General features: G+C 68.7%; 11 protein-coding genes and 1 pseudogene. 5 read left to right on the forward strand and 7 right to left on the reverse strand.

What is annotated here, in order from left to right; all coding sequences use genetic code 11:
- Nucleotides 1-978, forward strand: a 978-nt coding sequence (locus tag B0W88_RS23475; protein WP_158080929.1) for an ATP-binding domain-containing protein, incomplete at its 5' end; no start/stop codon positions are given.
- On the opposite strand, the gene B0W88_RS23480 is transcribed toward B0W88_RS23475, so the two are convergent.
- A complete protein-coding gene (locus B0W88_RS23480) occupies nt 947-2248 on the reverse strand; it encodes a DUF2130 domain-containing protein (RefSeq protein WP_077037047.1) in 1302 nt (433 codons plus the stop codon). The genes B0W88_RS23475 and B0W88_RS23480 overlap by 32 nt on opposite strands.
- A gap of 78 nt (nt 2249-2326) precedes the next feature.
- On the opposite strand from B0W88_RS23480, the gene B0W88_RS23485 reads away from it, so the two are divergent.
- Nucleotides 2327-2944, forward strand: coding sequence for an FMN-binding negative transcriptional regulator (locus B0W88_RS23485; RefSeq protein WP_077037048.1), 618 nt, complete (start codon nt 2327-2329; stop codon nt 2942-2944).
- On the opposite strand, the gene B0W88_RS23490 is transcribed toward B0W88_RS23485, so the two are convergent.
- From B0W88_RS23490 to B0W88_RS23500, 3 genes are all read right to left on the reverse strand, one after another.
- Nucleotides 2941-4620, reverse strand: coding sequence for a diguanylate cyclase (locus B0W88_RS23490; protein ID WP_083749011.1), 1680 nt, complete (start codon nt 4618-4620; stop codon nt 2941-2943). The two genes, B0W88_RS23485 and B0W88_RS23490, sit on opposite strands and share 4 nt — an antisense overlap.
- A gap of 98 nt (nt 4621-4718) precedes the next feature.
- Nucleotides 4719-5264 carry a hypothetical protein gene (locus B0W88_RS23495; RefSeq protein ID WP_077037050.1) on the reverse strand — a complete coding sequence of 182 codons (546 nt, stop codon included), beginning with the start codon at nt 5262-5264 and terminating at the stop codon, nt 4719-4721.
- A gap of 172 nt (nt 5265-5436) precedes the next feature.
- The gene (locus B0W88_RS23500; RefSeq protein ID WP_077037051.1) at nt 5437-7122 is read right to left on the reverse strand and encodes an electron transfer flavoprotein-ubiquinone oxidoreductase; all 1686 of its coding nucleotides are present in this window, start codon (nt 7120-7122) and stop codon (nt 5437-5439) included.
- Between the two features lie 176 nt (nt 7123-7298).
- Between B0W88_RS23500 and B0W88_RS23505 the strand changes: the two genes are divergently transcribed.
- Together B0W88_RS23505 and B0W88_RS23510 are read left to right on the forward strand one after the other, a co-directional pair.
- On the forward strand, nt 7299-8081 hold the full coding sequence (locus B0W88_RS23505; RefSeq protein WP_077037052.1) for an SDR family oxidoreductase: 783 nt from the start codon (nt 7299-7301) through the stop codon (nt 8079-8081).
- 10 nt (nt 8082-8091) lie between these two features.
- Entirely contained in the window at nt 8092-8739 is a 648-nt protein-coding gene (locus tag B0W88_RS23510) for a YceH family protein (RefSeq protein WP_077037056.1), read from the forward strand.
- 4 nt (nt 8740-8743) lie between these two features.
- Here B0W88_RS23510 and phnD read toward each other — a convergent pair whose 3' ends face one another.
- The 3 genes from phnD to B0W88_RS23525 are packed head-to-tail and all read right to left on the reverse strand — an operon-like array spanning nt 8744 to nt 12548.
- Complete coding sequence (gene phnD / locus B0W88_RS23515; RefSeq protein WP_369973924.1) at nt 8744-9718, reverse strand: phosphonate ABC transporter substrate-binding protein; 975 nt, start codon at nt 9716-9718, stop codon at nt 8744-8746.
- Nucleotides 9719-9744: 26 nt separating this feature from the next.
- Nucleotides 9745-11928 (reverse strand): phosphocholine-specific phospholipase C, encoded by a 2184-nt coding sequence (locus tag B0W88_RS23520; RefSeq protein ID WP_077037054.1) that lies wholly within the window; start codon nt 11926-11928, stop codon nt 9745-9747.
- Nucleotides 11929-11960: 32 nt separating this feature from the next.
- Entirely contained in the window at nt 11961-12548 is a 588-nt protein-coding gene (locus B0W88_RS23525) for a PEP-CTERM sorting domain-containing protein (RefSeq protein WP_077037055.1), read from the reverse strand.
- A 148-nt stretch (nt 12549-12696) separates the two neighbouring features.
- Here B0W88_RS23525 and B0W88_RS23530 point away from each other — a divergent pair.
- A pseudogene (locus B0W88_RS23530) lies at nt 12697-13082 on the forward strand (hypothetical protein); the annotation flags it as partial.

Genomic DNA, 13082 nt, shown 5'->3' on the forward strand with positions numbered 1-13082 from the left:
GTGCTGGGCGACCTGTGCCGTGACGCTGAGGATGGCCGTTATGACGCGGCGACGGCGGCCTACGCCGAAGCCGTCACCGGCCAGGCCCTGCCGGCCGAATTCCTGGGCGACGGCCCGCCGCTGGCCCAGCAGACGGTGATGCTGCGCGAGAGCCGCCGCTTCCACGGGCCGATCGGCCACCTGGCCCAGGCGGTCAATGCCGGCAACCTGCCGCGCGCGGCCGAGTTGCTGCGCCAGCCCGGCGACGAACTCCACGTGGCCCACCCGGCCACGCCGCAGCGGGTCGTCCGCATCGCCGCCGAGGGCCGCGAAGGCGCGCCGGGCGGCTACGGCCTCTACCTGCGCGAGGTGCTTGCGCGGCCGGGCGATCCGGCCGACTTCGAGCCCTGGGTCGTGCGCGTGCTGCAGGCCTTCGAGCGCTTCCGCGTGCTCTGCGCGGTGCGCGAGGGCGACTGGGGCGCGCAGGGCCTGAACATCGCCATCGAACGCGCGCTGGTGGCCGCCGGCCTGCTGCACAAGCCCGCGCCGAACGCGCTCTGGTACGAAGGCCGCCCGGTGATGGTGACCCGCAACGATGCCGGCATCGGCGTGTTCAACGGCGACATCGGCATCGTGCTGCGCCCGCCCGGACACGAGGGCAAGGGCGAGGGCCTGCGCGCCTGGTTCCTCGACGGAACCGTGCCGCGCTCGGTCAGCGTGAGCCGGCTGGCCGAGGTGGAGACCGCCTTTGCGATGACCGTCCACAAGTCGCAGGGCTCCGAGTTCGAGCACACGCTGCTGGCGCTGCCGGACCAGGGCGGCTCGGTGCTGACCCGGGAGCTCGTCTACACCGGCATCACCCGTGCCCGCCAGCGCTTCACGCTGGCCAGCGGCGCCCCGCACAACTTCGCGATGGCGCTGGCGCAGCGCACGCGGCGCGCCAGCGGGCTGCTGGAGCTGCTGTCGGTCACTCCTGCTCGGGAGCGCTTCCGGTCTTGAGGTCGGCGAACTTGGCGGCCATCGTCGGGTTACCGCGGGTGAGCTTCTTGATGGTCACGTCCTGCGCCTTGTCGTTGGCCAGGCGCAGGTTGCGGTCGGTGCCCAGCAGCGCCTCCTTGGTCTTCTGCAGGTGGTCGATCGACTTGTCGATCTCCTCGATGGCAGTCTGGAAGCGGCGCGAGGCCAGCTCGTAGTTCTTCCCGAAGGCGGTCTTGAAGCTCTCCAGCCCGGCCTCGAAGTTCGTGATGTCGATGTTCTGCGCCTTCACCAGCGCCAGCTCGGCCTTGTACTTCAGCGCGTTCATCGCCGCATTGCGCAGCAGCGTGATGAGGGGCAGGAAGAACTGCGGCCGCACGACGTACATCTTCGGATAGCGATGGAACACGTCGACGATGCCGCTGTTGTAGAGCTCGTTCTCGGGCTCCAGCAGCGAGACCAGCACCGCATACTCGCAGCCCTTCTCGCTGCGGTCCTTGTCCAGCTCCTTGAGGAAGTCCTCGTTGCGGTTCTTCGTGGCCGTGCGGTCGGCCTCGTTCTTCATCTCGAACATGATCGAGACGATCTCGGTGCCGGCCTCGTCGGTGTCGCGGAAGATGTAGTCGCCCTTGCTGCCGCTGCGCGCGTCGTTGTCCTTCTCGAAGTAGGCCCGCGGGAAGGCCATCGAGCGGATGCGGTTGAACTCGATCTCGCAGTGCTGCTCCAGCGTCTCGCCCACCATCTTGGTGGACAGGCGGGCCTTCATGTCGCGCAGGCGCTCGATCGCGTCGTCGCGGTCCTTGATCTGCGTCTCGTACCTGTCCTTCAGCGACTGCTCGGCCAGCTGTTTCTCCAGCGCCGCGCGCGCGAGCCCGCCCCGCAGTTCGTCGCGCTCCTTCTCGACCGCGCCGACCGCCTCGCCGATCGCGAGCTTCTGCTGCAGTTCGATGGCGTCGAGCCGGGCCTTCAGCGCCTGGATCTCGGCGTCCTTCTTCGCGACGACCGGGCTCAGCGCCTCGGTGACGGCCAGCTTCTTCGCCACCTCGCCGGCGTCCAGCCGGGCCTTCAGCTCGCGGATCTCCGCATCCTTGGCCGAGGCCGTCTTCTGCAGTTCGCCGGTGATCCGGGCCTGGGCCAGCTCGACGGCGCTGCGCTTGTCCTGCTCCGCCAGCGCCAGCCGCTCGTGCAGCTGCTTGTCGAATTCGCTGTTGCGCACCTGCTTCAGGATGTCCGCGTAGCCGGCTTCGTCGATCTTGAAAGCCTTGCCGCAGTGCGGGCAGATGATCTCGTGCATGTCCGTTCTCCCTTCGTCTGGGCGCGATTCTGACGGATCATCCGCAGCTGGACTGATATCGACCGACGCCGAGCCGCCATGTACAACCCCAAGCACTTCGCCACGCAAGACCTGACCCTCGCGCTGGCGCTGATCGCCGAAGCCCCGCTGGGCCTGCTGGTCGGGCCTGATGCCGAGGGCGCCAGCTTCGGCACCCACGTGCCGATGTTCGCGCTGCCGGACACCGGCGACGCCCTGGTGCTCGAAGGCCACATGGCCCGCGCCAACCCGCACTGGGGCTGGCTCTCCGCGCAGCGCAAAGTGCTGGCGATCTTCAGCCTGCCCGGCGCCTACGTCAGCCCGCGCTTCTACGACAGCGAGAAGAACGTGCCGACCTGGAACTACGCAGCCGTCCATGCGCAGGGCGAGGTCGAGCTGGTGGACGATCCAGCCGAGAAGGATGCGCTGCTGAAGCGCCTGATCGCCCGCCACGAGCCGCCCTATGCCGAGCAGTGGAAGGGCCTGCCCGAGGACTACCACCAGAAGATGCTGGCGGCCATCGTCGGCTTCCGCATCCGCGTGACGCGCTGGGAGGCGAAGCTGAAGCTGAGCCAGAACCGCGCGGCCGGCGAGCGGGCGCGGATCATGGCGGCGTTCAAGGACGGCACGCCGCCCGAGCAGGCGCTGGCCGCCTGGATGGACAGGCTCGGGCTCTAGCCTGCCGCCTTAACCCGATACATCGCCTCGTCCGCCCGCTTGAGCAGCGTGGTCGCGTCGAGCCCGTCCCGCGGCGCCAGCGCGAAGCCGATCGCGGCGCCCACGGCCAGGCTGCGGCCGCCGATGTCGAAGGGCGTGTCGAGCGTGCGCTGCAGCCGCGCCGCCAGCTCGCCGGCCTGGGCCGCCTCGCGCAGGCCGGGGCACATCACGATGAACTCGTCGCCGCCCAGCCGGGCCACCAGGTCGCCTGCCTGAAGGCGCGCCTGCAGCCGCCGCGCGACGGCCGCCAGCAGTTCGTCGCCGACCTCGTGGCCATGCGTGTCGTTGACCAGCTTGAAGCCGTTCAGGTCGAGCAGGAAGACGCCGACCATCGCCTGCGGCGTGCAGCGGGCCAGTGCGTCGGCCAGCGCGGCGCCGAGGCCGCGGCGGTTGGCCAGGCCGGTCAGCGCGTCGGTGTGGGCCATCGCGTGCAGCAGGTCGCGCTCGCGGGCGGCCTGCTGGGCGGCGCTGCGCAGCGCGGCCGTGCGCAGGCCCAGCACGCGCAGGAAGATCAGCATGTCCAGCGTGGCGCCGATCTGGAACGAGTGCAGCGTGAAGGCGTTGGCGCCGATGCGGCCCTTGATCACCTCCACGGTGATCGCGGTGAACACGAAGTAGGCGATCCAGGCCAGCAGGAACCAGCCGCCGACGCTGTCGCCCCGGCGCTGGCGGCGGATCGCGCCGGGCAGGCCCAGCAGCGCCGGCAGCAGGCCCAGGCTGCCCACCACGGCGGTGATCGCGTGGGTGTCGAGCAGGTCCGCGGCATAGGCCAGGCCGAACAGCAGGCTGAGCGCACAGCCGGCCTGCATCAGCCGGGTGAACCAGCGCGGGCTGTCCGGTGTGCGCAGCGCCTGCTCGATGAACAGGAAGGAGCCGCAGGCGGCCATCAGCGCGGACAGGCCGCCCGCATGCAGCTCGACCCAGCGGCTGTCGGTCCACAGGTATTGCGCGCCGATGCCGAACACGAAGATGCAGAACCACTGGCTGCCGCCGACCAGCAGCGCGTACTTGGCGAACAGCGGCTCGCGCAGCGCCAGCCCCTGCGCCAGGCTGTAGACCAGCAGGCACAGCGCCAGGCCGGACTGCAGGCCCTGCAGGATCTGCTCGCGCAGCGCGGCGGCATGGAAGGCGGCGGGCCGGCTCAGCGTGATCGGCAGCACCATGCCGCCGCTGGTCTCCACGCGGATCAGGAGTTCCGTGGATTCGCCCGCCGCGAGTTCAAGCGGCACGCTGTGCGAGCGGCTGGCCAGCGGGCGTTGCGACCAGGGTTGCAGGTTGCCGAGCAGGGCGATCCGCTGGGGTAAGCCGTTACCTGTGCGGAAGACCTCGATGCGGTTCAGCGCCGGATAGTCGATGTCCAGGATCCAGCGGCCCGCGCCGGCGCTCGATGCCCGCAGCGGCAGGCGCAGCCAGACGGGCGTCTTGCGCAGCCCGAGCGTGGCGTGCGGGCCATCCGGCGGAGCGAACTGCTCAAGCCTGCCCGCGATGTCGTTGATGTTCCCGGCATCGGGCAGGATCGTGACCGCGGGCCAGGCGTCGACCGGCGCGGCCTGTCCGTCGAGCTGCAGCGTTACCTGGGCGGCATGCGCTGCCGGCAGATTCAGGACCAGGACGAGGAGGAACAGCAGGAACCGCAAGAGGACGTCAATGAATGAAAAACGGCGCGGCCATTTTAGAAGCCGCGCCGTTCATGCCGCCGAAGGTGGCGGCGCCGTCTTACAGGCCCGCCCGGACGTCAGGACGCCTTGACCCAGGCGGTGAACTTCGGGTCGCTCAGCACGCGCTGGGTGAAGGCCTGCGTGGCCTCGACCATCTGCTCGGCCACCGCCGCGCAGGCGCGATCGGCCATCCAGGAGGTCTTGACGCGATGCTGGTACTGGACGCGGAAGCTTTCGGCGCCGTTGCTCACGGTGACGTCGAAGTCCCAGCCGGCATTGCCGACATTCGAGTTGAAGTCGAGCGCCTGGACGTTGCCGGCGATGCGGACACTGCCCTTTTCCGCGAACAGGCCGCTGTAGGTCAGTTCCTTGCGCAGCGCGCCGGTCACGTACTGCTCGGCGGTCTGCCCGGTGGGGAACTTGATCTGGCCTGCGCCGCGGCACTGGATGCCGGTCACGCCGGGCTTGGCCGCCGTGAAATCGGCGACGCTGACCTTGCCCTGGGCGCCCAGCTGCGCAAGGGCGGCGCGGTTGGCGTCGCTCGGCGCGTACTGGCCGACGGGGAAGGAGGAACAGCCGGCCAGCACGGCCGAGATTGCTGCAAGGGCGATGATCTGCTTCATGGATTGTGTTGTCCCTGATGACTTTGGCGGGGGGACTGTAGCGACATCGCGCGTCCGCACGGCGAGGTGCTGATCCCTATGCAACACGGGATCTGCTCCGAAGCGCCGCGATCGTGAAAAACGGCGCACCCCGTCGAGGGTGCGCCGTCTTGCGCCGGTGGCGTGGACCGGCTTACATGCCCACGTAGTTCGGCCCGCCGCCGCCTTCGGGCGTGACCCACACGATGTTCTGGGTCGGATCCTTGATGTCGCAGGTCTTGCAGTGCACGCAGTTCTGCGCGTTGATCTGCAGGCGTTCGGTGTTGTCGGCCTCGTTCTTGACGAACTCGTAGACGCCGGCCGGGCAGTAGCGGCTCTCTGGGCCGGCGTACTTGGCGAGGTTGACCTGCACCGGCACGCCGTCGTTCTTCAGCGTCAGGTGGGCCGGCTGGTTCTCCGCGTGGTTGGTGTTGGAGACGAACACCGAGGAGAGGCGGTCGAAGGTGAGCTTGCCGTCCGGCTTCGGGTAGGCGATGGGCGTGCAGTCGGCGGCGGGCTTCAGCGACTCGTTGTCGCGCTTCGTGCCGTGCAGCGTCCATGGGGTCTTGATGCCCAGCTTCGGGAACAGCCACTGCTCGATGCCGGTCATCAGGTTGCCGACCAGCTTGCCCTTCTTGAACCAGAGCTTGAAGTTGCGGGTGGCCTGCAGCTCTTCGTTGAGCCAGCTCTTCTCGAAAGCGGCCGGGTACTCGCTCAGCTCATCGAGCGAGCGACCGGCAGCCAGCGCGGCGCAGACGGCATCGGCGCAGAGCATGCCGGACTTGATCGCCGCATGGCTGCCCTTGATGCGGGCGGCGTTCAGGTAGCCGGCGTCGCAGCCGATCAGCGCGCCGCCGGGGAACACCGTCTTGGGCAGCGCCTGCGGCGTGCCGTTGTTGATCGCGCGGGCGCCGTAGCCCAGGCGCTTGCCGCCCTCGATGTGCGCCTTGATCGCGGGGTGCGTCTTCCAGCGCTGCATCTCCTCGAAGGGGCTCATGTACGGGTTCTGGTAGTCCAGGCCGATGACGAAGCCCAGCGTGACCTTGTTGCCTTCGAGGTGGTAGAGGAAGCCGCCGCCGAAGGTGTCGTCCACCATCGGCCAGCCGGCGGTGTGCACCACGAGGCCCGGTTTCGCCTTGTCGGCCGGAATCTCCCACAGCTCCTTGATGCCGATCGCATAGCTCTGCGGATCCTTGCCGGCGTCGAGCTGGTACTTGGCGATCAGCTGCTTGCCCAGGTGGCCGCGCGCGCCCTCGGCGAAGATCGTGTACTTGCCCAGCAGCTCCATGCCCAGCTGGAATTCACCGGTCGGTTCGCCGTCCTTGCCCACGCCCATATTGCCGGTGGCCACGCCCTTGACGCGGCCCTGCTCGTCATAGAGCACCTCGGCGGCGGCGAAGCCCGGGAAGATCTCGACGCCGAGCGCCTCGGCCTGCGTGGCCATCCACTTGACGACGTTGGACAGCGAGACGACGTAGCAGCCGTCGTTGTGGAAGTTGTTCGGCACCAGCCAGTCGGGCGTGCGGGTGCTGCCGGTCTCCGACAGGAACAGGATGTCGTCGCCGCTGACCGGCTGGTTCAGCGGAGCGCCGAGCTCCTTCCAGTTCGGGAACAGCTCGGTGATCGCGCGCGGGTCCATCACGGCGCCGGAGAGGATGTGGGCGCCCGGCTCCGAGCCCTTCTCCAGCAGCACCACCGAGACCTCCTGGCCCTTCTCGGCGGCGGCCTGCTTGATGCGGATCGCCGCTGCCAGGCCGCCGGGGCCGGCGCCGACGATCACGACGTCGTATTCCATCGATTCGCGAGGGCCGTACTGGGCGAGGAGTTCAGCGGAGGTCATGCAGGCTTGTCCTTGTTCTGGGCAATGGCGTGAGGGGAGGGCGCCGGAATTCTACTGGCCTCACATCGTGGAATTCGTGCGGCCGCTGCCGGTAATCCGCTTCGTAACGCTTGAAATCGACGGGGCGCGGTGGGGAGGTGCTATCGTTCCCGCGAAGTTTCGAAGGAACGACAGCCATGAGCTACAGCATCGACCTGGAGGGCCGCGTGGCCCTCGTCACCGGGGCCTCCAGCGGCCTCGGCGCGCAGTTTGCGAAGACCCTTTCCCGCGCCGGCGCCTGCGTCGTGCTGGCGGGCCGCCGCGTCGAGCGGCTGAAGACGCTGCGCAACGAGATCGAGGCCGCCGGCGGCAGCGCCCATGTGGTGACGCTGGACGTGACGGACCTGGACAGCATCAAGTCGGCGGTGGCCCATGCGGAGACCGAGGTCGGCACGCTGGACATCCTGATCAACAACAGCGGCGTCAGCACCACGCAGAAGCTGACCGACGTCAGCACCGACGACTACGACTTCGTGATGGACACGAACGTGCGCGGCGCCTTCTTCGTGGCCCAGGAAGTGGGCAAGCGCATGCTGGCGCGGGCCAAGGGCGCGGCGCCGGGCACCTTCACCGGCGGGCGCATCGTCAACATCGCCTCGATGGCGGGCCTGCGCGTGCTGAGCCAGATCGGCGTCTACTCGATGAGCAAGGCCGCGGTGATCCACATGACCCGCGCGATGGCGCTGGAGTGGGGCAAGTTCGGCATCAACGTGAACGCCATCTGCCCCGGCTACATCGACACCGAGATCAACCACCACCACTGGGAGACCGAGCAGGGGAAGAAGCTCGTCGAGCTGCTGCCGCGCAAGCGCGTCGGCCAGCCCCAGGACCTCGACACGGCGCTGATGATGCTCTGCGCCAACGAGAGCCATTTCATCAACGGCGCCGTGCTGCAAGCCGACGACGGATTCGGAGTCTGAACCGGTGACCCTGAGAACCCTGAGCGCGCTCGAGGCGCGCGTGCTGGCCGTGCTGGTCGAGAAGCAGGCCACGGTGCCGGACAGCTATCCGCTCTCGCTGAACAGCCTCGCCGCCGGCTGCAACCAGAAGACCGCCCGCGACGTGCAGATGAACGCCAGCGAGTCCGACGTGCTGCAGGCGGTGCATGAGCTGAAGGCGATGCACCTGGTCAACACCGTCAGCGGCAGCCGCGTCGAGCGCTATGAGCACAACGGCGCCCGCGGCCTCGCCGTGCCCGGCGCGGGGCTGGCGATCCTGACGCTGCTGATGCTGCGCGGCCCGCTGACCACCGCCGAGCTGCGCACGCATACCGAGCGGCTACACCGCTTTGCCGACCTGTCCTCGGTGGAAGGCTTCCTCGAGGAACTCGCCGAACGCACGCCGGCGATGGTCATCAAGCTGCCGCGCGCGCCCGGCGCCCGCGAGCCGCGCTGGGCCCACCTGCTGTGCGGGGAGGTGGCGATCCCCGAGGGCGGCTATTCGAGCAGCCCGGCGGCGGCGCGGGATGACGAACTCGTCTTCCTGCGAGCCGAGCAGCAGCGCCTGCAGGGCGAGCTCGACCAGCTGAAGGCGCTGGTCGCCCGCATCGCCGGGGAACTCGGCATCAGCGCCGATTGATGGATCAGCTCGACGAAGCCGCCCGGCCCAGCTCGGCCAGGCGGCCGTCGAGGTCCTTCAGCTTCTTCGCCCGGTCCTCGGCGCTCAGCGTCGTGTCGCTCTCCACGCGCGAGCGCTCGCGCGCCAGCTCGATCTGGCGGATCGGCACCAGCTGCGCGTCGCTGGAGGCGCGGATCGCGCTGTATTCGATGTTGGCGAGCACGGCCTTCTCGCGCGCATCGCGGCCGTAGCCGAGCAGGAACTCGCGCACCGCCTTCTTGGTGCCCGCGTCCAGGTCCTTGCGCCAGACCAGCGGGTCGCTCGGGATCAGCGGCGAGCGCCAGATCACCCGTACGTCGGCCGCCTGCTCGGGATGGGTCTTCTCGAAGCGGCTGGTGTTCTCGGTGTTGTTCGTGGCCACGTCCACCTGGCGGTTGACCACGGCCAGCAGGTTGGCCTCGTGGCTGGCGCGCACCATGCGCTTGAAGTCGCGCGCCGGGTCGAGCTTGTTCTGCTGGAAGGCGAACAGGCCCGGCACCGCGGTGCCGCTGGTGGAGTTGGGGTCGCCGAAGCCCAGCGTCAGCGAGGCGTGCTGGCGCACCACGTTGTCCAGCGACTTCAGCGGGCTGTCCTTGTGGACGATCAGCAGCGAGTAGTAGCCCTCGGTGCCGTCCTTGGCGATGGTCTTGGCGAACACCTCGCCGTTGGAGCGGTCCACCGCCTCCATCGCCGACTTGTTGCCCATCCAGGCGAGCTGGATCTTGTTGAAGCGCATCGCTTCGATGATGCCGGCGTAGTCGGAGGCGAAGAAGGCCTTCACGCTGAGACCCGTCGCCTTCTCCATGTCCTGCAGCAGCGGCTGCCAGGCGGTGCGCAGATTGTTCGAAGCCTCGGTGGAGATGAAGCCGAAGCTGATCTCCTTCGGGGCCTGTTGCTGTGCTTGCGCTGTCGTGGCCAGCAGGCCGGCGGCGAGCAGGGCAAGGAGGGTATGGCGACGGATCATGGTGATGAACTCCTTCTTTCCGATCAGCGGGCGATGCCCATGGCGGGGTCGCTCACGGACGGCTGGCCGTTCTCCATGCGGCCCGCGATGCGGCGCAGGTACTCCGGCGCGCCGGCCACGGTGACGTTGAAGTCGTACCAGCGGCCGCTGTCATGGACGTTGATGTCCACCCGCGTCTGCCCGCGCGCCGGCACGTTGACGACCATCGGCGCGGCGCTGCTGTAGGCGTTCGGCGTGATCGTGAAGTTGCAGGCCACCGGGCCGCTGTTGCCCAGCGTGATGCTGAGCTGCTCGGCCGCCGGGCTGTAGCTGACGGCGATCTCCGGATTGGCCTGGGCCGCCGCGGCCACGCGCTTGGCGTTGCCGACGAAATGACGGTGGAAGCCGTTGGGGCCCAGCACCCAGAGGTCGTAGGCGCCGTTGGTGGCCGGCGTCCAGCTGTCGCTCAGTGCCTTGCCCGGCTCGACCGTGTAGCGGCGCGGGATCAGCGCCAGGTTCAGGCGGTCGTAGACGTGGAACACGGCCGCCTTGGCGCCGGTGTTGGCGAAGTTCAGCACCACGGGCGTCACGGCCAGGCTCAGCGTGTTGGGCGTGATCTGGCAGGTCACCTGCAGCTCGTAGGGCAGGGCACGCGAATAGCGCATGCCGGGCTCCTGGAACAGCGGCTGTGCGGTGGCCGGCGCGGCGGCGGCCGGCAGCGAGCGCTGGCGGGCGTCGGACAGGCCGTAGTTGCTCTGGTCCGGCAGCGTGGGCATCGTCGCGTCGTTGGGGCTGACGAAGTCGAAGCAGGTGGTCAGGTCGCCCGAGATGGCACGGTGCCACGGGCTGATCGTGTTCATCGTGATGCCGAAGCGTTTCTCGAGGAACATCGAGATCGAGGTGTGGTCGAACACCTGCGAATTGACCCAGCCGCCCTTGCTCCAGGGCGAGATCACGTACATCGGCACCCGCGGGCCCAGGCCCCAGGGGCGGGTGGTGCCGCTGATGGTGTCGTCGGCACGCAGGTAGCTGCGGTTCGGGTCGTAGAAGTATTCGCCGGCCAGCGGGATGGTGGACTTGCCGGCTGGCAGGCCATCGGTCTTGTACGAGGGCAGGGCCGGGGCGGGCAGGTGGTCGAAGAAGCCGTCGTTCTCGTCGAAGGTGATGAACAGGGCGGTCTTGCTCCAAACCTCGGGGTTGGCCGTCAGCGCGTCCAGCACCTGCGAGACGTAGTAGCCGCCATGCGTGGGGCTGGAGCCGGCGCCCGGGTGCTCGGAGTTGGCGGCTGTCGTGATGATCCACGTGACCTGCGGCAGCGTGTTGTTGATGACGTCGTTCTTCAGGTCGGCCAGGCTGTGGTTGGTCATGCCGTTCTGGTAGATCGGCGTGCCCGGCTGGGCGGTGCGGAAGCTGGCGAAGGCCAGGCAGCCGTTCATCGCGCCGGTCCAGTTGTCGTTCATGTCCTGGTAGAAGCGCCAGCTGATGCCGGAGCGCTGCAGCACGTCGGGGATGGTGTCCCAGGTGAAGGAACTGCCCGGGTAGACATAGCTCTGCGGCCAGGCGTTGGGCACCCAGTTGGCCGGGTTGGGCCAGCAGCGCAGGTTGTTGGGCTCGCTGTCCGCGGCCTGGCAGTTGACGCCCAGGGCGCCCAGCGCCGGGTTGAAGTTGCTGCCCGACCAGAACACGATGCGGTTCGGGTCCGTGCCGGTGGTCACCGAGCAGTGGTAGGCATCGCAGATCGTGAAGGCCTCGGCCAGCGCGAACTGGAAGGGGATGTCCGCGCGCTCGTAGTGGCCCATCGAATACTGGGTCTTGTACTTGGGCCAGAAGCCCATCTTGCCCTGGTTCCAGGCGGCCTGCATGTCGGAGAAGGAATGCGGCGTGTCGGGCACCAGCAGCGCGTTGTTCTTCGTGCTGTCCAGGTGGTAGGGCGGGATCTCGCGCGTGCCGTCGGACTGGAACCAGACGTCCTTGCCGCTCTGCAGCGGGATCGGGAAGCGGTCGCCGAAGCCGCGCACGCCCTTCATCGTGCCGAAGTAGTGGTCGAAGCTGCGGTTCTCCTGCATCAGGATCACCACATGCTGGATGTCCTGGATGGTGCCGGTGGCGTTGAAGGCGCGGGTGGCCAGCGCGCGGGCGATGGCGGGCGGCATCGTGCCGGCGGCGGCAGCGCCGGCGGCGGTGGCCGTGATGTTGCGCAGGAAGCTGCGGCGGTCTTGCTGGGTCATGGCAAAGGCTCCTGGATTCGTGATGAAGTCGATCAGCGCTGGCGGCGGCGGCGCACGACGAGGCTGACCACGCCGAGGCCGGCGGCCAGCAGCGCGTATTCGGAGGGCTCCGGCACGGCGGCGGTGAAGGTGAAGTCGTCCATCGTGGCCGCGTACAGCGCGGGGCCGCGCAGCACGACCTGGTCCACCAGGCCGGCGTAGCCGCTGGCCAGGAAGGTGGCGGTGGCGTTCGGGTCCAGCGTGGCGGAGCTCCAGACCTTGGCGCCGCCGAGGTAGAGGTCGAAGCTCACGGTCGCGCCCTGCAGGCCGGCGAACCAGGCGCCCTCGAAGACGGCCGGCGCGGTGAAGCGCACCGCGCTGCTGGCCTGGCCCGCCGCGGCCTCGCTGTCGTCATACCAGCCGAGCGCTGCGCGGTAGTCACCGGAGTGCGGCGTGTAGGGCGCGTTCTCGCCGGCGTAGTAGGACCAGCCGGCGGCCGACCAGTCCAGGCCGCCGTAGTTGACGGGCACCGCGCCGCCGGCGCCGATGTCGTCGAAGCTGAGGACCGTGCTGGCCTGGGCGGCCGGCGCGGCGGCCGACAGGAAGGCGGCAAGTGCCGCCGCGTAGAAATACTTGCTCATTGCAGTTCACCTCGCTGTGGATGTGAGGCCGATGCTAGGAACGGCCAATGACAGATGCGTGAATTAGTCTCATGAATATTTGTGCAATGTTTTGAACAAAATTCAATTCACAATGATCCTGTTGCCAGTCAAGAGAGCCCCTGACTTCATGAGCGAACCCACCGCCGGCGCGGCGCTGTCCGCACCGACCCGAGATGCCGCCGCCCCGTCCTGGCGGCAGGCCCGCCACTTCCTGATCGACCTCGACGGCACGCTGGTGCATTCGCAGCGCGAGCCGCTGGACGGCGCGGCCGAGCTGCTGCGCCAGCTGGCGGGGCGCTATGTCGTCGTCTCCAACAATTCGACTCACACGGCCGTGGCGCTCGCCCGTGCGTTGCGCGCACGCGGCCTGCCGGTGCCGACCGAGCGGCTGGTGCTGGCCGGCGAACTGACGCTGCGCTGGCTGGCCAGCCGGCACCCGGGCGCACGCCTGCGGCTGCTCGGCAGCCCGGCCCTGCGGCGGCTGGCCGCGGAGCTGGGATGCCGCCTGGTCGA

The organism is Pelomonas sp. KK5 (genome assembly GCF_001984095.1).
Classification (GTDB): Bacteria; Pseudomonadota; Gammaproteobacteria; order Burkholderiales; family Burkholderiaceae_C; genus KK5.